The sequence below is a fragment of the Sphingobium sp. genome (assembly GCA_035196065.1).
GTDB lineage: Bacteria > Pseudomonadota > Alphaproteobacteria > Sphingomonadales > Sphingomonadaceae > Sphingorhabdus_B > Sphingorhabdus_B rara.
In genome coordinates, this window is the sequence record CP136575.1 from 1,611,946 (window position 1) to 1,634,804 (window position 22,859).

The window sequence follows — 22,859 nt, forward strand, 5'->3', positions numbered from 1 at the left end:
AGAGCGATGATCCTGAAGGACAAGGTGGTGATTGTCACCGGGGCAGGGCCGGGAATGGGACAGGCGTTATGCCGAGGTGCGGCCGCCGAAGGTGCGAAGATGGTTGTGTCCGCCCGTTCGGTCGACGCGATCGAGGCGATTGCGGAGGATATCCGTGCAAAGGGCGGCGAGGCAATCGCAGTGCGCTGCGATGTATCTAGCAGCGATGATTGCAATGCGCTGGCCAAGGCTGCGCTCGACAAATGGGGCCGGATCGACGGCGTCGTGCATTCGGCCTATTACCATCCCGACTGGGCCAATCTTGAGGCGCACAGCATCGCGCAACTGACTCAGGTGCTGGACGTTGTCGCCGTCGGCGGATTGCGGATGGCGCAGGCGGTGATCCCGACAATGAAGGCGCAAGGATCGGGTTCCATCGTCAATATTTCTACTCTTGCGACGCGCAAGCCCATGCCGGGCGAGGGCGGCTATGCCATGGCTAAGGCAGCGCTCAACCAGCTCAGCCGGCAATTGGCGGTTGAACTGGGCGGCACGGGGATCCGCGTGAATACCGCGCTGATGGGCTGGATGGATGGCGTTCCCCTGCAGCAGTTTTTTGCCAGCATGGGTGAAGGTGGTGATGCATTCCGCAAGCAGCGCGCATCGGAAGTTCCCGTCGGCCATATTCCTGTCGATGCCGATTGTGCCAAGGCGGTCTATTTCCTGCTTTCCGATTATGCGAGCGAGGTGACCGGCGCGATGTTGGACGTCAATGGCGGGGATTGGGTGGCGGCGTGACCGACCCGGCGCAAAGCTGGCGCGATTTTTGCGCAAAGCTGGCCGAGGCGGGGGACCTGATCCTTGCGCCCGACGTGCCCGAAGATCCGCTGATCCGCGCCGAAGGATTCCGCTATCTGTCGCGGTTGACCAAGCTTGCGCTGGAACAATATGTCGAGGCTTCGGACCCGGACTTCCCTTTTTTCTACAAGCTCAGCCATGAGACTGCGAAGATCGGGGCGGACAATCCGGACAATGTCTATTGGAATGCCTCGATCCGCGGGACGAATGATTACCGGATTACCGGCAAGCGCGGATCGATGTTCTATTTCTCGATTGTCGCCAATGCGATGCGCTACCATATCGATGGCAGCGCGCATGCCACCGGCCAATTGCTCGACAGCGATATCATCTGGGGTCCGGATGGCGAAGTGGAGATCATTGCCAGCTGTAACCCGCAACCCGGCAACTGGCTGCGGCTGGAACCTGATGCCAGCGTGATTGTGCTTCGTCAGTCCGCGCTCGACCGCGCAAATGAACGCGGCGGTGAGTTTCGCATCGAACGGATTGACGGGCCCGCCGTGCCGGAGCCGCTGACGGGTGAGAGACTTGCAGCGGGGCTTGCCACTTCGGCGCAATTTGTGCGCGGGATTGCAAGCACCTTTGCCGACTGGACCCGGCTGTTCCGGCAACATCCCAACAGCTTCCCGTCGATCGATCAGTCGATGTTCCAGAAAGGCGGCGGCGCAAAGGATATCTATTACGCCCATGCCTATTGGCAGATCGCGGAGGACGAGGCGTGGGTGATCGAGGTGACGCCGCCCGAATGCTATTACTGGAATTTCCAGCTCGACAATTGGTGGATGGAAAGCCTCGACTATCGCTTCCGCCAGATCAGCGTGAACAAGCAGAGCGCGAGGCTGGAGCCTGACGGCAGTTTGCGGATCATTTGCGCAGCGCGGGATCTCGGCATCGGCAATTGGATCGACACGTGCGGACATAAAGAAGGGACCGCGCTGCTGCGCTGGGCGGGGGCGCATGAACACCCCCTGCCGCAGGCGCGCATCGTAAAACTGGAGGAATTGTAATGCTCGACTGGATGAAGCAGGCGAAAAGCCATGAGGAAGACCCTGTATTTGGCTTCAACCCCGATGCGGTGACCCGTTCGGAGACGGTCGATATCGATGCGCCGGCTAGTGTCGTTTGGGATGTGCTCACCGACCTGCCGCGCTACAATGAATGGAACCCGTTCTGCATCCGCGCTGTCTCCACGCTTGAAATGGGCGCACCCGTCGAAATGACGCTGATCAACTATGCGACCGCAGGCGGACCGACGGTGCCCAATCTCGAATATATTTGCGGCTTTGAACCGGAAAAGCTGCTTAGCTGGGAATTTCCCAATCTCGACTTCTGGCCCTATCCCGCGCGCCGCGATCAAGTGATCGAGGCGACGGGCGCATCATCGTGCCGCTATTATTCGACCGACGCCTTTCTGGGTGCGAACGGCATTCATGTATTCCGCTTTGCCGGACCTTGGGTGAAGCGGGCCTTTGATGACAGCGCAATCGCGCTGAAGGCGCGTGCCGAAGCGTTATATGCCGCCGCCAACGCTTGAGGCGCGGCTGCGGGCAGTCGAAGATCGCGAGGCCATCCGAGATCTGATTGCCAGTTATGGCCCGCTGGCGGACAGCGGCAATGCCGAAGCCGTTGCAGAGCTCTGGATCGAGGATGGCAGCTATGTCGTCGGCGGAATCGCAGAGGCAAAGGGCAGGGCGGCGATTGCCGCGTTGCTGACGAGCGAAACCCACCGTGCACTGATGGCAGACGGCTGCGCGCACTTGCTTGGCCCGGTTGTGATTGACCTTGAAGGGGACATGGCAGTGGCGCGCGGGCATAGTGCCGTTTTCCGCAATAGCGCGACGGGCTTTGAGGTCTGGCGGGTATCGGCCAACCGCTGGGAGCTGGTCCGCACCGCCGATGGCTGGCGCGTCGAGCGACGCTTCAACGCACCACTTGATGGCAGCTATGCCGCGCAGGCATTGCTTGGGATCAGTGGATAGGCACGCCGTCGATCGTAATCCGGTGCATCAGGCGCCGATGACCATGATAATCGTTGAGCGCATAATGCCATGTCGAGCGGTTGTCCCACATGGCGACTGTGCCCGGCTGCCAAATGAGGCGGCACTGGAATGCACTTTGCGAGCCGACGCTGTACAGATAGTTGAGCAGCGCGAGGCTTTCGTCGCGCGTCCAGCCTTCGATGTGGGTGGTGAAGGCCGAATTGACATAAAGCAGCTTCTGCCCGGTGACGGGGTGGCGGATCACCAGCGGATGCACTGCACGCGTCTTTAGTTCACGGCCCTTCAGGTCTGCGCCTTGGTCGGAATTGCTGAGGAAGCCTTGCGGTCCATAGATATGGTCGGCGGTGTGCACCGCGCGCAGTGTTTCCAGGGTGGCTTTCAGCCCGTCGGAGAGGGACTCATAAGCGGCGGCCATGCTGGAAAATAACGTGTCGCCCCCGACTGGCGGCAATTCGCGCGCAACGAGGATCGATCCCATTGCGGGTATCTGGTCATAGCTGTGATCGGTGTGCCAGCCGCCGCCAATATTGACCATCTGCGTTTCCGCTTTGCGGACTTCGGCGATTTCCGGGAATGCCCCGTTTTCCGGGAAGTAATTATTGACGACAATCGGCCCGATTTTCTTCGCGAACGAGATATGTGCCCGCTCATCAATCTGCTGGTCGCGGAAAACGACGAGGCCGCGAGCCGCGAGCTCAGCCTTGATCGCCGCAACGTCCCCGTCCGACAGATTATTAAGGTCCAGTCCCAGCATCTCGGTGCCGACATGCTCGGACATTTTGACCATCTGGATTGTCGTCATCTCCCTCTCCTCGTCCGATCAGACTAACCGGCGAGTTGCCCGCCGTCTATCGTGAACAGCGAGCCGGTGATCTTGCGCGCCTCATCGCTCGCCAGATAGGCAAACATCGCGGCAATGTCAGATGGCTCGCAGCTGCCGTCGACCAGCTTCGGGGCGTTGCGCATGACAAGGTCCCAGTTGACGTCGCCTGATGGCGGCGCAGCGTTGCCCATCGGCGTATTCACATGCCCGGGGCAGATCGCATTTACCCGGACACCCTTTGACGCGAATTCGATCGCCAGACCCTTGGTGATGGCGGCGACCGCATGCTTGGATGCCGAATAGGCGATTGTGTAAGCGATGCCTTGCAGCGCGGCCGTCGACGCGGTGTTGACGATATTGCCCTTGGACTCAATCAGGTGTGGCAGCGCGGCTTGGCACAGCGCGAAGACGCTGGTGGTGTTGATTTTCAATATGCGCTCGAAATCATCGATGCTGAAATCGAGGCTGAGTCCCCATTTCAAAATCCCCGAAATATTGCAGAGCACATCAAGTCCGTCGGTTGCCGCGGCATCGACCAGCGCGCGGCACGATGCCGTATCGCTCGCATCGAAAGTGCAGATGCGCGGCGTGCTCGCCATCATCTCTGCCGTTTCGGCAAGCCCTGCTTCGTTAATGTCGCCAATCGTTACCTGTGCGCCTTCGCTGGCGAGCCGGATTGCCGTTGCCCGGCCAATGCCCGACGCTGCACCGGTGACCAAAATCTTCTTGCCGTGAAAGCGCATCTAACCCTCCAATAAACCTTGATTTGCGTAATAACTGACTTCATTCTCTACGCAAAGGAGAAAGCGGGATGGGAATTGAAGAAAGATTGCAGAGATTGGAGGATGATCGCGCGATCCGCGACTTGAAGGCCCGCTATCTGCGCGCCTGCGATTCCAAGGATCCCGAAATCGTGCGTGACTGCCTGCTGCCCGATGGTGCCGTAATTGCCTATGACGGCTTTCCGGCTTTCGACAATCGTGATGATTTTGTTGCCATCTATGCGCAAATGGGCTGCGCACCGGGCATCTATGATATCCACCATGGCGCCAATGGCGTCATCGCATTTGAAAGCGCCAATCGCGCCACCGGGCAATGGTCGCTTTTCTTCCACAATATCAATCTGGCGGCGCGAACGTTGACCCAGATGGGCGTCGAATATGACGATGTCTATGTGCAGCAGGATGGCAGGTGGTGGATTGCCGAAACGCGCTCGCGGCGGCTTTCCTGTCTGGTCCATACCGTCGACGATGCCGGTCAATCCAATGTCGTCGTTATGGGCGATCCGCCAGCGCAATTTGGGGAGGCATGATCATGAAGTTCAGCATCGAACAGCTTTCTGATCTGGAAGAGATCAAGCAGCTCAAGCATCGCTATTTCCGCTGCATCGACACCGCGAATGAGGCAGAGCTGGCGACACTCTTTATCGAGGATGTGACCATCGACCTACGCGGCGGCGCCTATCGCGCGCAGCTAAAGGGACGGCAGAATATGGTCGATTTCATCGGCAGCGCCTTCAACAGCGATGTCGTCGCCCAGCATCATGGCCACTGCCCCGAAATCGCCTTCACCGGGCCGGACAGCGCAGAGGGCAGCTGGTATCTGGAAGACCGCTTCATCGATCCGGTTCGCGCCCAAGACACGATCGGCACCGCCATCTACCGCGACCGTTATGTGCGCACGTCAGAAGGCTGGAAAATCGCGCACAGCGAATATGACCGCATCTACGAAATCGTCCGCCCCATCCCGGAGGAGGAAAAGCTGACCTATCATCTGCTGGCTAAGACCGGACGGAAGCCGGAGGCGCGGGTGGATATGATGCAGTGGCTGGAATGGTATTGAGGGGGCGATTAGCCCCCTCTCTCACACGATGTCGTAAGCGTCGAAATCGGGCTTTGCCATCGCATCGGCAAAAGCATCATAATCCCATGGCCAGGTGATCGGCACACCCGTCTTGTCGAGATACCAGCTGGTGCAGCCAGAACCAAAAACCGTTGCTTTTGCAGCTTTTATGCGGCGATCTTCATAATCGTCAAAAGCAGCCTTGCTGGCGACGATGCCGCTGGCGTTGCTGTTCGATACGCGGTCCAGCAATTGTGCGACATAGTTCCATTGCCGTTCCGCAACATCGATCAATGAGAAGTTGCCAACCGGCGAACTTGGCCCGTTGAAAAGGAACAGGTTAGGGAAATCGGGGATGGAAATTGCCATATAGGCGGCGCAGCGCTCCGCCCAGGCATCCTCGATATCGCGGCCATTCAGCCCCTTGATCGATATCGGTCGGACGAAGCGGTCGGTATGGAAACCAGTTGCCAGCGCCAGCACATCCAGTTTGTGCAACACGCCCTCATTGTCGATTACGCCTTCTGGCACAATCTCGCTTATGCCGCAGACGATGGTTTCGACATTGGGCTGCTGTGCAACGCCATAATAATCATAGCTGTAGATCAGTCGCTTGCATGCCGCCCTGTAGGTCGGACGCAGTTTTTCCCGCAGAACCGGGTCGACGACCGCATTTTCGAGCCAATCCCGGCAGATATCCTCTATCGCCTGCATCTCCGGCCCGTCGATCTCGGTGATGCCAGTGGTGAAGCGGCGGATACTCGCCCAATAGTTTTCGTCATAGCGGATTGCGTCAATCGCCTCGACACTGGCGCGGAACTTCGCCTTGTCTTCCTCGCTATATTCGAAATTGGGATAGGGCATCATCCATTGCGGGCTGCGCTGGAAATGGACAATGTCATGCCCGTCCTTGCCCAGCTTGGTGACCATTTGCACACCGGTCGAGCCATTGCCGATGACCCCGATGCGTTTTCCGGTCAGGTCAACATCTACGTCCCATTGGGCGGTATGCATCGCGCGTCCGGCAAAGCTTTTCAGCCCCTTGATATCGGGAAATTTGGGAAAATGCAGAACGCCGGTCGCCATTATTGCGACATGGGCATTGTCACGTTGCCCGTCGATGGTTTCAATTTCCCACTGGTCACCCTTCCAGACCATGCTGGCAATTTCACTGTTAAAGCGGATTAGCGGCCGAACGCTGTAATCATCGACTACCTTCTCAAAATATGCCTGTATCTCTGCGCCGCCGACCAGATAGGCCGACCATTCGGGATTTGGCGCAAATTCGTAAGTATAGGCGTGGGCAGGAACGTCGCAGGTCAGGCCTGGATAGCGATTGTCGCGCCATGTGCCGCCGATGCGATCAGCCTTTTCATAGATGACGATGTTTTCATGGCCTGCCTCGCGCAGCTTTATGGCGCACAATATGCCGGACATGCCTGCGCCGATAATGGCGAAGCGTTTCTCGCTTTTACTCACAATATTCCCCTAGAACCGAACGCCAAGTGTTGCGCCCCAAGTGCGCGGATCGGGGAAATAACCAAGCGTTAGTCCGCCAAATCCTGGGCCGAAATCGATGAAGTTGCTCGGACTGTCTTCTTTGGTCAGATTGCGCACCCACAGGCTGAATTCACCCTTTGCCCCGCCAAGGTCGAAATCGGACAGCCGCAAATTCATGTTGATGATGTCGCGGCCCTTGGACTTGGTGTTGCCAGCGATCGTCTGCGCTGCAGGGTTGCCCGTCAACGCGAAGGGGAAGGTGTAGTAAGATGAGACATGGTTCCAGTCACCGGTCAGGCTCACCTTGCCCCAGTCGCCCTGCAAAAGCCGCCAGTCAAAACCGAGTGCTGCCGTGGCCTTTGGTGTATGCGGGAAGGCGCGGTTGTTCGATACATCGACGCCGCCATCGATGAAGCGCCCATAATCTGCATCGAGAATGGCCAGCGACCCGTTGATCGTGAGGCTGTCGACCGGACGGGCGACGGCTTCAAATTCGAGTCCGCGGATACGCGCTGCAGCCGCGTTGAGTACGACCGATGCAGCCGCACCCTGCGCGGTGAATACCGAAAGCTGGATATCCTTATGTTCGTCCCAGAAGCCCGCGACGTTAAAGATCAGCTTACCATCGGCGAGTCGCGTTTTTACGCCGACTTCATAGCTGTCGACCTTTTCGGGGCGATAGGGGTTGCACAATTCGCTGGTGCTGCCCGGCGCGGTCGTACAACTGAACGGGCGGCCGATCAGGCCCCCAACATCGGTTTCGCCGTTAAAGCCCCCTGATTTGTAACCCCGGGCCCATCGGCCGTAGAGATTGATGTCATCGCTTGCTGCATAACTTAGCGTAACGGTCGGGCTGAAATTGTTGAACTTGGCGTCGGGTACGCCGCCATAAGGCAGGTTGAACAGCACGGTGCGCGGAGTGCCGACGGCAAAGGAACGACGGATATCCTTTTTCTCGTTGGTGTAGCGGCCGCCAAGCGTCAACTTGAGCGCATCGGTCAGTTTGTAATCGAGCTGAGCGTAAAGCGCGAGGGCGCGGGTGTGCGATCCATAATCAGACTGCAGGTCGGCAGCGCCTGGAGCACTAATCTGATTCAGGAAACCGAAGAAACGTTGCGGTCCAAGTGTTTCGGCCTTTTCCTTATAGTAAAAGGCCCCGGTTACATATGTCAGCCGGTCGTCCATCGCCGCGCCGGTCAGTTGTACTTCCTGGCTCCAAGCGTGGAAGCTGGTATCGCGCTGCGTTTGCGCGATGTCGAGCGGCGAACCATCAAGATCGGCCGAATCCTGCCAGCGCAGATCGCGATAGGCTGTGATCGATTTCAGCGTTGCTGCACCCAGATCAAGCGATAGTGTGAGGCTGTGCCCAAAGGTGCGCGATTTTTCGTAAAGCGGATTGCCGTCGACGCTTGCTCGGTTCTGGCGATCCGGATTTGCATAGAGTCCGAGCGGGGCAATTGCGCCGAATATCGCTGGATTGGTGAAAAGGTTGTTCGGTAACACGCTGATCAGTTGCGAAAAATCGGTGCGCTGATTGTGCCGGCTATAGTCGAACTGATAGTCTGCCGTGAAATTGCCTTCGGGCTTGAAACGCACCTGCGCCATGGCGCTGTGTGTGTTCAGGTTGCCAAGATCCTTGACCGAGGTGGGCCGCGCCAGAAATGCCTGCGGAAAGGGATTGGGCTCCACTTTCACAAAACCGTCGCGCTTCTGCATTTGGCCGGACAACTTAACCGAAAACGGGCCAAAGGCGGGAAGGTCGAGTGTTGCCTTGCCGCGCCGATAGTTGAAATTGCCATAGCTGGCCTCGGCAGAGCCGCCAAACTCGCCTGACGGTTTGCGCGTCACCAGATTGATCGCGCCGGCGAGCGCATTACGGCCATAGAGCGTGCCTTGCGGGCCGCGCAGCACCTCGACACGCTCAAGGTCGGCGACGTCAAAAATCGATCCCTGCGCCTTGGCGATATAGACACCATCAAGATAGAGACCGACGGCCGGTTCCCAAGTGACTGCCGGGTTGATCGTGACTGATCCGCGAATGGCGATTTGAGAGATGGTCTTGTTCGACGGAGCACGTTCGATCTTCACATTGGGCGCGATCGTGCCGAGCGCGTCGATCGAATTGATCCCGCGCGATTCGAGAAACTCTGAGCCTACCGCCGAAATGGCGATCGGCACGTCTTGGATGTTCTCCGCGCGCTTCTGTGCCGTGACGACGATCTCGCCAATGCCATCATCGGAATTCTGTGACTCCTGTGCCATGGCGGGCGCCCATCCAGCCAATGCTGTCGACGCCATTATGCATCCGATTACCGCTTTGCGCATGTCTCTCTCCCTCATGCCATCAACCTGCAAAATGCGTAATTAATGTAGATCAAGTTTACGATAAATTGAATTTACGAGCAATGAAAATTCGATTAGCGTATTTTGATAGCTTTCAAGTTACGCATATGGAGGGGTTTGATGCGATCATTGGAGGAGCGGATTGACCGGCTGGAGTCGCTCGATGCGATCCGCCAGCTTCCGGCAAAATATGCACTCGCGCTTGATATGCGCGACATGGACGCAATGGTTTCGCTTTTTGTCGAGGATGTCCGCGTTGGCAAGGATGCCAGCGGACGGCTGGCTCTGCGTGCCTATATGGATCGCACGCTGCGGTCGCCCTTTACCGGAACGTCCCACCATATTGGCGGGCATGTGATCGAATTTGACGATGCTGATCACGCCCATGGCGTCGTTTATTCAAAAAATGAACATGAGACCCCCGTTGAAGGCGGCGCAGACGAATGGGTGATCATGCAGATGATGTATGTCGATGATTATGTGCGCCGCAACGGCAGCTGGCATTTCGCCCGTCGCTTGCCGCTATACTGGTACGCGACAGATCTCAACAAGCCGCCGGTTGGCGACAGGAAAATGCGATGGCCGGGAACCGAGTGGGTCGAGGGCAATTTCCACAAATTGTTCCCGAGCTATGACGAATATTGGGCCCGCGAAGGCGATCATGGCGGGCCGGTGGCCGAACCTGCGCCGCTCGAGAAATTTCTGGAAACGATGCGGCGCGGGCAGGCCGCACCCAAGGTGAAAGTGCGGGCGGACTGATGCGTAAACGCTCGATCGGCCTCGCGATCGCCGCAGCGCTCCTAATCGCAGGCGCTGGCTTTTGGACCAACGCCAATCGCGAAATCGGGATGGCGCGGCCGATTGTCGGGGCTGCATCGGGGGGCATAGTGCGTGACGACACTTTTGTGCCCGCACCGGTTGAGGGCCAACTTAACACCAATCCTTTTCTGGCCGCCGATGCCAATGGCACAATGCACGGCGACGGTAGCCAATCGGATACGCATCTCGCCGACGGTCCCTTTGCAGGCGCGCTTGAAGTGCGCAGCCGCCGGTCGGGCAATGGACTGCCGCGGCAATGCTCTACCTTTGTTTATCGCAGCGATGGCAAGCCGGTGGTGATGTGCGGCGGCCTTTCGGGCTTCCGCATGGTACTGCTCGATCCAGATACACTTGATGCGCTTGCCCATTTCGATCTGCCGGTCCGCCCCAGTTCGTTCGAAGCTTTTGTGAAGCGCGACATGGGTATCATGATGAACGACAGTTCGGGCGGCGCCTATATGTTCCTCGACAATCGCGACCGGCTTGTCTTTGCGAACAGCCAGTGGGTCGTGCAGCGGCTGGTCGCCGAAGAACGCGACGGGAAATGGAGCTTCCGGGTCGAACGCGAGTGGGATTTGAAACCCTATGTGCCGAACGACTGTTTCAACTGGAACAATTGGTCGACCGATAGTGAATGCGACAAGATCACGACCGTGATGCCCGATCATCAAGGGCGTTATTGGTGGACGACGCGCAACGGACGGCTGGGTACGCTCGATTCCGAAAGCGGTGCGGTCAAAGTGCACAAATTGGCAGGCGAGGAAATTCAGAACGCGCTCGCGATGGATGCGCGCGCGGTCTACGTTCTTTCCGACCATGCGCAATATGCCTTCACCGCCGATGGCGCGGGCAAGCCGGTGCAACTCTGGCGGACGCCCTATGATCGCGGGACAAAACGCAAGATAGGTTCGATCAACCAGGGAAGCGGAACCACGCCGACATTATTGGGTGACCAATGGATCACCTTTGCCGATAATGCCGATGGGCGGATCAACATCGTCGTCCTGCGGCGCAGCGATGGCAGCCGCATCTGCGCCGTTCCGGTGTTCCGTGATGGGGCGAGCGCCACGGACAACAGCATGATTGGTTGGGGGCGTTCGATAATCCTTGAAAATAATGCCGGCTTCAAAAGCGCGCATGAACAAAAGGACTGGAATGCCATTGCAGGCGGTGTGGTGCGGGTCGATGTGCGCGCCGATGAAAGTGGGTGCGACACGATCTGGAACGCGCCGCTCAAATCGCCATCGGTGGTGCCCAAGCTGTCCGCGGCCAGCGGTATCGCCTATTTTTATAGCTTTGATCTGGCACGGGATGCGGACGGCAAGCAGGTGCAGGACTGGTCGATTGTCGGCCTTGATTTCCGAACCGGCAGGCAGGTAATCAAGATACCGACCGGGCGCGGCAGGCCGTTCGACAATAATTGGGCGTCAATGTCGATCGCGCCCAATGGCGATTTCTATGCCGGCATGACCGGCGGACTGGTTCAGGTGCGGCGCAAGCGGCCCTGACCGTCAAAAGAAATAGCTGGCACCATTTGCGACCAACACCGACCCGTTGACGAAGCTCGCATCGTCGGATGCAAGATAAGCAACGGCAGCCGCGATTTCCGACGGATCGGCCATGCGGCCCAACGGAATGCTTGCCTCCATCGACTTGATCCAATCATCCGGAATGCCGGCCATGACAGGCGTGTTGGTGGGACCGGGGGCGACGGCGTTCACGCGGATCTTGCGCGGGGCAAGCTCGCGCGACAATTGCCGCGTCAAACCGATAATCGCAGCTTTTGAGGCGCAATAATGCGGTGATCCTTCGCCCGATTGGGCGCTTGTTGAACTGATGTTGATGATCGCACCGGGATTGCCATCCTTTGCCAGCACGCGGACAAATTCGCGCGCAAGGCGAAAGGCGCCGCCGACATTGACTTCCATCACCCCGGCCCAGCCGCGGTCTTCCATATAGATCAACTGGTCGACGATTATTGCCGATTGGCCATCCTTGGCGAGTTCCGCATTGCGCTCGGCCATGGCTCCATAAAATTGTTCGGACCCATCGCCCTCGGCGGCACCGATGCCGGCATTGGCGACGGCGATATCGAGCCGGCCGAAGGCCTTGCGCGCCTCGCGCACGGCGCTGGCGACCGATTCAGCATTAGTGACGTCACAACGAAGCGCCAGTGCGCCGCCGCTCTGTTGTGCGTCCGCGAGGTTGAGGTCGAGCGCGGCAACCTGGGCCCCTTCGGCAGTTAGCCGCTGGACGATGGCTCTGCCGATCCCTCTGCCTGCGCCGGTGACGACCGCGCCTTGCCCCTGGAACCGCCCGCTCATTCATTCGCTCCGGTCATGTGCCGCGCCGCTATATAGCCAAAGGTGAGTGCAGGGCCGATTGTCACGCCTGCGCCCGGATAGCTTTCGCCCATTGCCGATGCTGCATTGTTGCCCACTGCGTAAAGCCCGGGGATCGGCTTTCCATTGGTACCGATGACCTGAGCCTTGTCATTGGTTTTCAGGCCACCATTGGTGCCGATATCGCCCGGATACATCGGCATTGCGTAAAACGGGCCTTTGGCGATCGGGCGCAGACAGGGATTTGGCGTCACGGATGGGTCGCCATACATTTTGTCATAGGTGGCCTCGCCGCGTTGGAAATCGGGGTCCTCACCCTTGGCCGCATATTCATTGTAGCGCGAAACGGTTGCCGCCAGCCGCGCCGGATCGACACCCATATCGGCGGCCAGTTCTTCGATTGTATTGCCCTTTTTCATGATGGAGCGGACTTCGCCGCGTTGCAGCCAATCGGGCATCAAGGGAAGCAAGGGGCCAACCGGATATTTGTGGCGATAGACATGGTCGAACACAAACCATGTCGGGCTGGCGTCGCCATGCTCGGCCTGGCGTCGGGCCATTTTCTGCCCGACGATATGATAGGACGCCGCCTCGTTCAGATAGCGTTCGCCTTTTTGATTGACCATCATGCAGCCCGGCAACGCGCGTTCGATTGTGCACAGACGTCCGCGATCTTCGCCCGGAACATAAAAGACCGGTGCTGCCCAGGCCGAGTGCATATTCATCGTTTCGGCGCCCACCGCAGTTCCGGCGCGGATGCTGTCGCCAGTGTTGCCCGCAATGCCGCCGGAATAAATGGCATTTTTATACAGCGGCGCGCTGGCATCGCGCATTTCCTGGTTCTTGTCGAAACCGCCGGCGGCGAGCACCACGCCCTTGCGCGTGCGGATCCGCATTTCTTTGCCTGCGTGCCGGATGATCGCTCCGGTGACCTTGCCCTTTTCGCTGACCAGATCGACCAGCGGACTGTTGAGCCAGACGGGAACATTGCGTTGGTTGAGTGCAAGGCGCAGCCCACCAAGCAGGGCATTGCCTAGCGTCAACCGGCGATCCTTCCGGCTCTTGAAGCGGAAGGGCAGATCGAACCAATAACGGGCGAGACTTTTGGTCAGATGCCACCACCAGCCCGGCGCGCGAAACAGGATGATATAGGTTTCGTCAAAATGCCAATTGAGATAGCCGAAAAGGCTGGCTGCAGGTGAGGCAAACCGTAGCGTTTCGACATCCTTGCCCAACTTGCGTCCGTCAATCGGCAGCGGCATGTGCGTGCGATACCCCTGCGGCGATCCGCCCGGTTCCTCCGCATGATAATCAGGATAAGGGAACGCCTGATAATCGAGTTCGGTGTTGGAACTGACCCAGCGCAGCATTGGCGCAGCATTTTCGACATAAGATCGGATATTCGCATCCGGCACATTGTCAGCAGATAGCTTGCGCACATATTTGAAGGCATCGTCGACTTTGTCATCAAAGCCTGCCGCACGTGCCTGATCGCTGGCGGGAATCCAGATGCCGGCCCCTGATGTTGCCGACGTGCCGCCCCACAAGGCTTCTTTTTCAATGATAAGGACATCAGCCCTATTGTCAGCCGCAACCAGCGCCGCAAGCAACCCGCCTGCGCCCGAACCGACCACCAGTGTGTCGATTTCCTTATCCCATTTGTCGGTCATTTTTCTTCGCCTGTCTGGTAAAAAGAGGGTGGCTTTCGGGCCGTTATCGTTGCGTTGCGCGCCGCGAAGGCTTCGTCAAGCGCATCGGGTTGCGGGATGATCCAATAATCGCCCCGTTCAATTGCGTCGAATACAAGCGGCGCGAATGCGTCCGCTGTCATGCCATTGGCGTCGAGCATAGCCGTCATTGCGGAATGGAAATCCCGCGACGAAGCATCAGGCTGTTCCCGGAAAATTTCACTTTTCACCGGTCCCGGCGCAAGCAGCGATACCCCTATCGGGCTGCCCAGCATGGCCAGTTCGCCGGCCAGAGACTCTGTCAACGCGACAACGGCAAATTTGGTAGCGGAATAGGGTGCCATAAAGGGGGAGGGTAGAAAGCCGCCAACCGAGGCCGTATTGATGATCCGTGCAGGCCGGCCTGCTGCGATCAGGCGGGGAACAAATGCGCGCAGGCCGTTCACTATGCCGCCGATGTTGACGTCCAGCGATGCTTGCCACCGTTCAGCCGGGATTTCCCAGCTTAGCCCCGTGGAGAGCACTCCGGCATTGTTGAAGACCATGTCGACATTGCCATGGGCATCATAAGCGGCGACAGCCAGAGCCTCGACCGACGCCGCATCGGCAACGTCGGTCGGAATGGCGAGGGCGGCCTCGCCCAGTTCAGTCGCAACTGCGTTCAGCGCGGCTGCATCGCGGTCTGCTAGAACGACCTTCATCCCCCGACGCACAGCTTCGCGCGCAAGGCCTGCGCCTATGCCGCTGGCTGCACCGGTGATGACAGCAACGCTCATGGATTGGCGAAGACCATGTCAGGACGGCAGGTAAAGCTGCGCTGCTTTGCCGCCATCTACTGGAAGCGCGACGCCGGTGACATAGCTCGCCGCGTCGGACAGCAAAAAGACAATCGCCTCTGCCAATTCATGCGGTTCGCCGCCGCGCTGCATCGGGATGGCGCCTGCCGTTTTCGCGGCTGTTTCGGGGGCCTTGGTCGCCCAGTCTTCGGTTGCCGGTGTCATCACCTGGCCGGGCACGATGACGTTCACGCGCACGTTCGAGGACGCGGCCTCCATCGCGGCAACCGCACTGAACTGGATCAATGCAGCCTTGGATGCTGAATAGCTGGACATATAGGGTGCCGCGCGGATTGCCGTGGTCGAGGCGATGTTGACGATCGAGCCTGACTTTTGCGGGACCATGATGCGCATGGCGGCGCGTGTTCCAGTGAATACCGCCTCTGCATTGACGGCAAAATCTTTGCGCCAATGATCCATCGTCAAATGCTGGATGGGGGCATAATGCACTGACATCGCATTGTTGACCAACATGTCCAGTCGGCCATGGCGCTTGGCCACATCCTCGACCAGCGCGTTGAAAGCCAGTTCGTCCGACACGTCGAGTTGGTGGGCCTCGACACTGCCATGCTCGGCGATCTCGATGCGAGCCGATTCCAGCTTTTCGGGGCGGCGGGCGCAAATCACGACATGCGCGCCCCGGCTTGCAAGCAGCTTTGCCGTAGCCAAGCCGATACCGTCGCTGCCACCCGTGATGATTGCGACCTTGCCGGCCATATCCTTGCTCATGCTGCTGCTCCTGCCTTTACGAAGTTGAGTTTGGCGTCGCTGGCCTTGCCTTCGACGCAGAAAGTGCCGTTGGGGGTGTACATCATAGTCACGCAACGGTTGCATGCGGTGCAGGCCGATTTGGCGACTTCGCCTGATTGCAGCTTGTTGACGAAGCCCGGATCGAACACGAGGGCGCGGCCGAGTGCGATGCACTCAAACCCGTCAGTCATGGCCTGCTGCGCGCCGTCAAGTGACTGCACGCCGCCCAGATAGGCCAGCGGCATGTCGACTGACGCACGCACCTTCAGCGCCAGTTCGCGCAGATAATTTTCGCGGAATACGACATTTTTCGGTTCAGTCAGCGATTGCAGCCACATGCCTAGCGCGATGATCGGGTTGCCCACCGTGCCGCGATTGGATTGTGGAAAGGATGATCCGAACATCGCGGTGATTGATTCCACGTTGAGGCCGTTTGACAGCACCGCCAGATGCGCGCCGTCGGCCTCAATCGCCTTGGCGATGGCCACGCCGTCTTCGATGCTGTTACCCTTGCCGCCATCGGTCATCGAATATTTGACGATAACCGCCATATCTTTGCCAACGGCGTCGAGCACACGGCCAAGGACTTCGCGGGGGAATTTAAGGCGCTTTTCGATGGTGCCGCCATAAGCGTCCCAGCGCTTGTTATAGATTTTCGACAGGAATTGGCTGAGCAGATAGCCATGGCCCATATGCAGTTCGATGGCGTCAAAACCCGCTTCGCGGGCCTGTTTTGCGGCAGCGACAAATTCATGGGTCATCGCGTCCATGTCGTCACGGTTCATTTTCTTTTTGAACCAGCGACGCGACATCACTCCTACCTTGTTGAAGCCGCCGCTTGAGGAGAGGGGACGCGAGGTTTTCAACGTTTCATGGTCAAGGAAGGTGAAGCTGCCTGCATGGGTGATCTGTGCCGACGCTGCGCCGCCATGGCGGTGGACAGCATCGGTCAGTGCGCGAAAATCGGGAAGCGAATTCGCGTCGAGAACTGCCTGATCGACAAAGGTGCGGCCATCCATTGATGTCGCGCAATAGGCCACGGTGGACAGTGCCGCTCCGCCTTCGGAAACCCGTTCGTGGAACTGGGCGAGGCCCTTTGAAACGATGCCGCCCTTGGCCATGCCCTCATTAGTCGCCGACTTGATGAAGCGGTTACGCAACGTGATCGGGCCGATGTTCACCGGACTGAACGGTGAAGCCGCGGATGTCGATTGCACTTTTTAACTCCCCTTGGTTTAACGCATTTGACGTTTTGTGTAGCAATTTGTCAACGCCATGCGTAAAAAACAGTCGAATAAATTACGAAAATTGCGGATGAGGACGATATGGTGCAGCTTTCCGGCAAAATAGCATTGATCACGGGTGCGGGGCAGGGGGTCGGCCAGGGTATCGCGCTTGCCATGGCGGCGGCTGGCGCAACCGTCCTTGTCACCGGACGCACCTTTGAAAAGCTGGAAAAGACAGTGGCGATGATCGTCGAGCGGGGCGGTGTCGGCCATGCAATGACATGCAATGTGAAATCTGCCGACGATCTGGCGCACATCGTTGCCGAGGCACAAGAGCGGTTCGGCGGCATAGACATCTTGGTCAATAATGCGCAGGAAGTGCCCAACGGCCCGTTGCTTGACGTGACTGACGAAGCTTTTCTTGCCGGTTTTGAATCGGGGCCGCTCGCCTCTTTCCGGCTGATGAAGCTGGTGCAGCCGATTATGAAGGCGCGGGGCGGCGGGACGATTTTCAATCTCGCTTCGTCGGCGGGCATCCGCTGGGACATGTCGGGCTATGGTGCCTATGGCGCGGTGAAGCAGGCTACCCGCGTGCTGACCCGTGCTGGCGCGGCCGAATGGGGGCGTGATAATATTCGCGTGCTGACCATTGCGCCGCACGCGGAATCGCCGGGGCTGAAATGGTGGGTCGCAAATAATCCGGAAGAGGCGAAGGCCTTTTTCAAAACCATCCCGCTCGGTCGCATCGGCCGGTTGGAGGAAGATATCGGCCAGGCGGTTGTCGCGCTGTGCGCCCCGGAAATGGGCTATCTGACCGGCACGACCATTCCGCTTGACGGTGGGCAGGCGAATTTCGACTGAGGATGTCAACGGATGGAAAAGGTTATTGCTGCCCTTTGGGGTGTTGAGAATGAAGCGCTGCTGGCAAGGCTGCCGGTGGCACTGCAGGACGCCGGGGCAAGCAAAGTCCGGATCAATATCCGCGATGCGGCGGTCGACGCGGGCGCAGGTCTGATCCAGACATGGCAGGATCCCCAACAGCAGGCGGTGGTCCAATATTGGTTGCCCAGTGCCAATGCTCTGTTCCGGGCGAAGGCCGACGCAGCGATCGCGGCTCAATGTGAGCGCTTCCACGCCTGGCTCGTTGCTGAATCGACGATTATCCCCAATCGCGACCATCCGCCGGTTGCGGGAGATCGGACCTGGGGGTGGAGCCAAGCCAGTTTCATCAATTTCCGCGATGACCTGTCGCACGCCGATGCCGTCGCCGTCTGGCATTCGCATCACACAAGGGTTGCCATCGATACGCAGGCCAATTTCGAATATGTGCAAAATCTTGTCGTCAGGCCGTTGACCGAAGGTGCGCCGGAATATCATGCTTTTGTAGAGGAATGTTTCCCGATGGAAGCGCTCAGCGATCCTTTTGCCTTTTTCGATGCTGTTGGTGATCCTGCAAAGTTCGAGGCCAATCTCAATGTGATGATGGACAGTTGCGGCCGCTTCATCCAGTTCGGGAAAATCGATATCATCCCTACCAGCCAATATGATTTCGCCCAAAATGACTGAGGGCAAAGCCATCCGCATCGGCGGCGGCTCCGCCTTCTTCATCGACAGCGCGCTTGCCGTGCCCCAGCTTTTGGGAGCCGGGGTAGATTATATCCTGCTCGACTATCTGGCCGAAGGGGCCATGGGGCTGCTTGGCCGGATGAAGCAGGCGGACCCGGATAGCGGCTTTACCGGCGATTTCATGGATGTGCATATCGGGCCGTTTCTTGCCCAGATAGCTGCAAAGCGCGTGCGCATCCTTTCCAATGCCGGCGGTGTCAACCCGGCCGGGCTGGCGGCAAAGCTGCGTCATCGCATCGCCGAACTCGGCCTCGACCTGTCGGTCGCCTGTGTCGATGGTGACGATTTGATGCACCGGCTGAGCGATTTCGCCGATACGCGCGACATGTTTACCGGCGCACCTTTCCCGCAAAAGGGGGTGACCAGCGCAAATGCCTATCTGGGTGCATTTCCCATCGCACATGCATTGGGGCAGGGGGCCGATATCGTCATCACCGGGCGTGTCGTTGACAGCGCGCTGGCTTTGGGACCGTTGATCCATGAATTTGGCTGGGGACCGGGCGATCTCGATCTGCTGGCCGGTGGCACACTGGCCGGGCATCTGATCGAATGCGGGGCGCAAGTGACGGGCGGTACCTTTACCGACTGGCGCGAGGTTGAAGGCTGGGCGAATATTGGCGCGCCTATCGCCGAATGCCATGCCGATGGCAGCTGTGTGATCACAAAGCCGGAAGGCAGCGGCGGATTGGTCAGCTTCGGCACGGTCGCCGAACAATTGCTGTATGAAACGTCAGACCCGGCCGCCTATATCGTGCCTGATGTGACCTGCGATTTCACCCATGTGACAATCGAACAGGTCGGCAAGGATCGGGTGCGTGCGGCCAATGCCCGGGGTTTGCCTGCGCCCGCCACGCTGAAAGCCTGCGCCACCTGGGACGATGGTTGGCGCGCGGTTGCCTATCAGCCGGTGATCGGCCCCGCTGCGGCGGAAAAGGCAAGCAAACAGGCAGAGGCGCTGTTCGAACGTGGTCGAATGATGCTGCGCGGCCGCAACATGGCCGATTGGCGCCACACCGAATCTGTGCTGATCGGCGGCAGCGACCCGGCGTCACAAGAGGTGATTGCAAAGCTGGTCGTCGAGCATGACGAAGCGCTGGCCGTGCAGATGTTTGCACGCGAACAATTTGCTGCGATTTCCGCGATGGCTCCGGGGACGAGCGTTGCCTTCGGGCTCCAGATCGCACCCTGCATGGGGCTGATGAGCTTTCTTGTCCCGCGCGACGAAGTGGCGGCGCGGGTCGATGGTGTGGAATTGCTCTCTGGCGAAGTCGAGGACAGGAATCCCGAACCGTTGCCCGAACCGGCGCCTCCCTCCTCTGTCAGTCCTGCGGACTGTCACCTTCCCACAAGCGGGGATGAGCTTACCGTCATGGACCTCGCTTTCACGCGCAGCGGCGAAAAGGGAGAGACGATCAATATCGGCGTGATTGCGCGTGAGCCGGCATATCTCCCGATCCTGAAGGCCGCCATTACGCCAGAGGCGCTGCGTGCGCATCTGCCGGACCTTGGCGATTTCAGCGTGACGATTTACGATCTGCCCGGCATCCACGCGATCAATATCGTGCTCGACGGCGCATTGCCCGGTGGCCTCAACGCCAGCCAGCGGCTTGACCCTGCGGCCAAGTCTATCGGACAGCGGCTGGCGGGGATGCAATTGGCGGCAGTTTAGGCCGCCTGCGCCCCCCGCACCAAACGGCCCGGCCGTGCACCGGTGCTTTCATCCATGCGGCGGATGATTTGGCCCGACACGATTGTTGCGTCATAGCCTGTTGCTCGCTGATGCAGGCGTCGGCCGCCAGCGGGTAGATCGTGCACGATTTCGGGGATGTGCAGGGCGAGCCGGTCCATATCGATGATGTTGAGATCCGCCTTTGCCCCTACTTTCAATGTGCCACGATCGTTGAGGCCCACCGCCTGTGACGCCTTTTGCGTGAGCATATGGATCGCCTGTGCAAGATCGAGGCCGCCATCGCGGCGATCACGGACGAAATGTTGCAGCAGGAAGGTCGAATAGCTCGCATCGCAAATCGCACCATAATGCGCGCCACCATCGCCCAATGCCGGGATGCAATGCGGGTGGCTGAGCATTTCATGCGCGCTCGAAAGCGAGGCGCCTTCGAAATTGCCGAGCGCAACCAGAAACAGGCCTGCGCCTTCAGTCGCGAGCAGCCGTTCATAGGCGATTTCCTGAGGCGTGCATCCGCGCGCGCGCGCCTGATCGGCCATGCTCAGGGATTTGGGCGGGGCATAATCCGGCGGATTGTCGAGCGGGAATATCCATTCCCAATTGCGGGCAAGTGCGTTGAACGGATGACCCTCGCCAAATTCCTCTGCCAATAATGCGGCGCGCAATTCCGGGTCACGCATCGCAGCGACCTTTTCTACAAGCGGCAGATCGGCGATCTTCGCCCAGCTTGGGCAGAGCACGAAGGGGTGGACGGTGAGTTCAAGGCCGGCGATGAGGCCGATCGGGCGCGGCATGACTTGCGCGGTGACTTGTCCGCCACGGGCGTTGCTCGCCTCCATCATGTCGAGCACCGCGCGCCAGCGTGGCGGGCCTTCATTGCCGCTGGCGAGCGTGAAGGTTGCCGGACGCCCTGTTTCCTCAACCACCGCGTCGATGACCTTATATTCCTTGTCCCATCCGACAAAGGCATCGAGAACGATCTGGAATGTGCCGGCATTGGCATCCTTCATTCCCGAACAGATCGCCTTCAATTCCTGCACATCGGCGTCGAAAGATGGAATAGAGCCGCCATCGGCGGTGCGGTGGATCGAAAGACGCGACGTTGCGAAACCGAGTGCGCCTGCCTCGATCGCTTCCTTGGTCAACGAACGCATCCTTGCGAGATCATCGTCATTGGCCGGTTCACGCCGCGCACCGCGTTCACCCATTGCATAGACGCGTAAGGGGGAGTGAGGCAAATAGGCGGCGACATCAATGTCGCGCTTTCCGGCGTCGAGCCGGTCGAGATATTCGGGGAAGGTTTCCCAGTCCCATGGCAAGCCTTCGGCCATGACGACGCCAGGGATGTCCTCGACACCTTCCATCACGTTGATCAACATATCCTGGTCCGACTTGCGGCACGGTGCAAAGCCGACGCCGCAATTGCCCATGACCACCGTCGTCACGCCATGGGCAGAGGATGGGGCCAGTTCCTCGCCCCAAATTGCCTGCCCGTCATAATGGGTGTGCACATCGACAAAGCCCGGCGTAACAATCCGGCCACTGGCGTCAATCTCTTCGCGCCCGGCACCCAGCCCCTTGCCAATGGCGGCAACGCGACCATCCTGGATCGCGATATCGCCCTCGATTAATGCGCCGCCAGTACCATCGGCAATCGTTCCGCCACGAATGACCAGATCAAATTCGCTCATAGGCTTGTTTTCACCCCTCCCCAGAAATCGCCTTCTTTTTGCGTGTCGAGATCGACCGCGCCGCGCACACCAAGCTGGGCGCGCGCCTCCTCAAGCGGAGAGTGCCAGACGTCTTCCATCTTGGCCATCCAGAAAGGTTCGGATTCGCGACCGATACGGATGCCCTGCTGGATGCAGTCGAGCGCGCATTCCCAAATTTGCGGATAATGCAGCATCGTGCGTATGACATAGCGCGTCGTGCCCAGAATCGACAATACGCTCATCTCGCCGGCCAGTTCCTTGTTCTGGATGTGCGTATGGATAGTTGCGAGGCGGAACCAGTAAGGGATGAGTTCACCCATATAGTTGAAGCCGCCACCCGTCAGGATATGCTCATAATCATGGGTCTGGCCCGATCGCAGCGAGTAATATTCCCATTGCGTGCGCGGCTTGTAATTGGGGACAATCTGGATGTCGTAATTTCCCTCTGTCGCGGTCTTGTAATAGATGCCGCCGACCGTGCCGGGTGCGCAGTCTTTTAGGTCTTCGATGGTGTAATCGGAAACAAAACCTTCTTCGAACCAGGCGTCAAAGCGCGGGTTCACCTTGCGCTCTTCGGTGATCATATGTTCGATATGATCGAAATCGCGCAGTTCGTTCAATATCGGCAGTAACTGATACATTTCCGCCGCTGGCGGGAAATCGGGTCCGTTTTTCTTCAGCGCAATAAACGCTATCCACTCTCGCAGTCGGGGGCTGTTGAGATATTTGGAGGAAGAAACCAAAACGCTGGAGTCAGTGCCGAGTAATTGCACGCCTCGTGCCAGGTAAGGGATGTCGTCCAATGGGCTTCCTTTCGCGAAATGCGTA

22 protein-coding genes are annotated in these 22,859 nt (G+C 58.8%); 11 read left to right on the plus strand and 11 right to left on the minus strand.

The features are described 5' to 3' along the window. The first annotated feature begins 6 nt into the window (after positions 1-6). From RSE16_07735 to RSE16_07750, 4 genes are read left to right on the plus strand one after another with little or no spacing between them, the layout of a single operon-like run. Positions 7-777 (plus strand): SDR family oxidoreductase, encoded by a 771-nt coding sequence (locus RSE16_07735; GenBank protein ID WRH74628.1) that lies wholly within the window; start codon positions 7-9, stop codon positions 775-777. Next, the gene (locus RSE16_07740) at positions 774-1,844 is read left to right on the plus strand and encodes a hypothetical protein (GenBank protein WRH74629.1); all 1,071 of its coding nucleotides are present in this window, start codon (positions 774-776) and stop codon (positions 1,842-1,844) included. The genes RSE16_07735 and RSE16_07740 overlap by 4 nt, the downstream gene beginning before the upstream one ends. Then, complete coding sequence (locus tag RSE16_07745; protein ID WRH74630.1) at positions 1,844-2,371, plus strand: SRPBCC domain-containing protein; 528 nt, start codon at positions 1,844-1,846, stop codon at positions 2,369-2,371. The genes RSE16_07740 and RSE16_07745 overlap by 1 nt, the downstream gene beginning before the upstream one ends. Beyond that, on the plus strand, positions 2,337-2,816 hold the full coding sequence (locus tag RSE16_07750) for a nuclear transport factor 2 family protein (protein WRH74631.1): 480 nt from the start codon (positions 2,337-2,339) through the stop codon (positions 2,814-2,816). The genes RSE16_07745 and RSE16_07750 overlap by 35 nt, the downstream gene beginning before the upstream one ends. On the opposite strand, the gene RSE16_07755 is transcribed toward RSE16_07750, so the two are convergent. After that, positions 2,806-3,639, minus strand: coding sequence for a TauD/TfdA family dioxygenase (locus RSE16_07755; protein ID WRH74632.1), 834 nt, complete (start codon positions 3,637-3,639; stop codon positions 2,806-2,808). The two genes, RSE16_07750 and RSE16_07755, sit on opposite strands and share 11 nt — an antisense overlap. 23 nt (positions 3,640-3,662) lie before the next feature. Then, positions 3,663-4,403: an SDR family oxidoreductase gene (locus RSE16_07760; protein ID WRH74633.1), complete on the minus strand. Its 741-nt coding sequence runs from the start codon at positions 4,401-4,403 to the stop codon at positions 3,663-3,665. Between the two features lie 68 nt (positions 4,404-4,471). Between RSE16_07760 and RSE16_07765 the strand changes: the two genes are divergently transcribed. Continuing rightward, the gene (locus RSE16_07765) at positions 4,472-4,972 is read left to right on the plus strand and encodes a nuclear transport factor 2 family protein (GenBank protein ID WRH74634.1); all 501 of its coding nucleotides are present in this window, start codon (positions 4,472-4,474) and stop codon (positions 4,970-4,972) included. Positions 4,973-4,974: 2 nt separating this feature from the next. Further along, positions 4,975-5,502, plus strand: a complete 528-nt coding sequence (locus RSE16_07770; protein WRH74635.1) for a nuclear transport factor 2 family protein — start codon at positions 4,975-4,977, stop codon at positions 5,500-5,502. A 21-nt stretch (positions 5,503-5,523) separates the two neighbouring features. On the opposite strand, the gene RSE16_07775 is transcribed toward RSE16_07770, so the two are convergent. Beyond that, entirely contained in the window at positions 5,524-6,981 is a 1,458-nt protein-coding gene (locus RSE16_07775) for an NAD(P)/FAD-dependent oxidoreductase (protein ID WRH74636.1), read from the minus strand. Positions 6,982-6,990: 9 nt separating this feature from the next. Next, entirely contained in the window at positions 6,991-9,264 is a 2,274-nt protein-coding gene (locus RSE16_07780; GenBank protein ID WRH74637.1) for a TonB-dependent receptor, read from the minus strand. A 201-nt stretch (positions 9,265-9,465) separates the two neighbouring features. Between RSE16_07780 and RSE16_07785 the strand changes: the two genes are divergently transcribed. Both RSE16_07785 and RSE16_07790 read left to right on the plus strand, forming a co-directional pair. Then, the gene (locus RSE16_07785; GenBank protein ID WRH74638.1) at positions 9,466-10,104 is read left to right on the plus strand and encodes a nuclear transport factor 2 family protein; all 639 of its coding nucleotides are present in this window, start codon (positions 9,466-9,468) and stop codon (positions 10,102-10,104) included. Continuing rightward, complete coding sequence (locus RSE16_07790; GenBank protein WRH74639.1) at positions 10,104-11,672, plus strand: hypothetical protein; 1,569 nt, start codon at positions 10,104-10,106, stop codon at positions 11,670-11,672. The genes RSE16_07785 and RSE16_07790 overlap by 1 nt, the downstream gene beginning before the upstream one ends. A 3-nt stretch (positions 11,673-11,675) precedes the next feature. On the opposite strand, the gene RSE16_07795 is transcribed toward RSE16_07790, so the two are convergent. The 5 genes from RSE16_07795 to RSE16_07815 are packed head-to-tail and all read right to left on the minus strand — an operon-like array spanning position 11,676 to position 16,997. Beyond that, positions 11,676-12,488, minus strand: a complete 813-nt coding sequence (locus RSE16_07795; protein WRH74640.1) for an SDR family oxidoreductase — start codon at positions 12,486-12,488, stop codon at positions 11,676-11,678. Further along, positions 12,485-14,176 (minus strand): FAD-binding protein, encoded by a 1,692-nt coding sequence (locus tag RSE16_07800; GenBank protein ID WRH74641.1) that lies wholly within the window; start codon positions 14,174-14,176, stop codon positions 12,485-12,487. Before RSE16_07800 ends, RSE16_07795 begins: the two co-directional genes overlap by 4 nt. Beyond that, positions 14,173-14,970 carry an SDR family NAD(P)-dependent oxidoreductase gene (locus RSE16_07805; GenBank protein ID WRH74642.1) on the minus strand — a complete coding sequence of 266 codons (798 nt, stop codon included), beginning with the start codon at positions 14,968-14,970 and terminating at the stop codon, positions 14,173-14,175. Before RSE16_07805 ends, RSE16_07800 begins: the two co-directional genes overlap by 4 nt. A gap of 18 nt (positions 14,971-14,988) precedes the next feature. After that, positions 14,989-15,759 carry an SDR family oxidoreductase gene (locus RSE16_07810; GenBank protein WRH74643.1) on the minus strand — a complete coding sequence of 257 codons (771 nt, stop codon included), beginning with the start codon at positions 15,757-15,759 and terminating at the stop codon, positions 14,989-14,991. After that, positions 15,756-16,997, minus strand: coding sequence for an NADH:flavin oxidoreductase (locus tag RSE16_07815; protein ID WRH74644.1), 1,242 nt, complete (start codon positions 16,995-16,997; stop codon positions 15,756-15,758). Before RSE16_07815 ends, RSE16_07810 begins: the two co-directional genes overlap by 4 nt. A 108-nt stretch (positions 16,998-17,105) precedes the next feature. On the opposite strand from RSE16_07815, the gene RSE16_07820 reads away from it, so the two are divergent. Genes RSE16_07820 through RSE16_07830 form a run of 3 tightly spaced genes read left to right on the plus strand, consistent with a single transcriptional unit; the run spans position 17,106 to position 20,301 of the window. Next, positions 17,106-17,867, plus strand: coding sequence for an SDR family oxidoreductase (locus tag RSE16_07820; GenBank protein WRH74645.1), 762 nt, complete (start codon positions 17,106-17,108; stop codon positions 17,865-17,867). 12 nt (positions 17,868-17,879) lie between these two features. Then, positions 17,880-18,572 carry an EthD domain-containing protein gene (locus tag RSE16_07825; protein ID WRH74646.1) on the plus strand — a complete coding sequence of 231 codons (693 nt, stop codon included), beginning with the start codon at positions 17,880-17,882 and terminating at the stop codon, positions 18,570-18,572. After that, positions 18,565-20,301, plus strand: coding sequence for an acyclic terpene utilization AtuA family protein (locus RSE16_07830; GenBank protein ID WRH74647.1), 1,737 nt, complete (start codon positions 18,565-18,567; stop codon positions 20,299-20,301). The genes RSE16_07825 and RSE16_07830 overlap by 8 nt, the downstream gene beginning before the upstream one ends. On the opposite strand, the gene RSE16_07835 is transcribed toward RSE16_07830, so the two are convergent. Both RSE16_07835 and RSE16_07840 read right to left on the minus strand, forming a co-directional pair. Further along, positions 20,298-22,010 carry an amidohydrolase family protein gene (locus RSE16_07835; GenBank protein WRH74648.1) on the minus strand — a complete coding sequence of 571 codons (1,713 nt, stop codon included), beginning with the start codon at positions 22,008-22,010 and terminating at the stop codon, positions 20,298-20,300. The two genes, RSE16_07830 and RSE16_07835, sit on opposite strands and share 4 nt — an antisense overlap. Continuing rightward, positions 22,007-22,834, minus strand: a complete 828-nt coding sequence (locus RSE16_07840; protein WRH74649.1) for a Coq4 family protein — start codon at positions 22,832-22,834, stop codon at positions 22,007-22,009. The genes RSE16_07835 and RSE16_07840 overlap by 4 nt, the downstream gene beginning before the upstream one ends. Positions 22,835-22,859 lie beyond the last annotated feature (25 nt).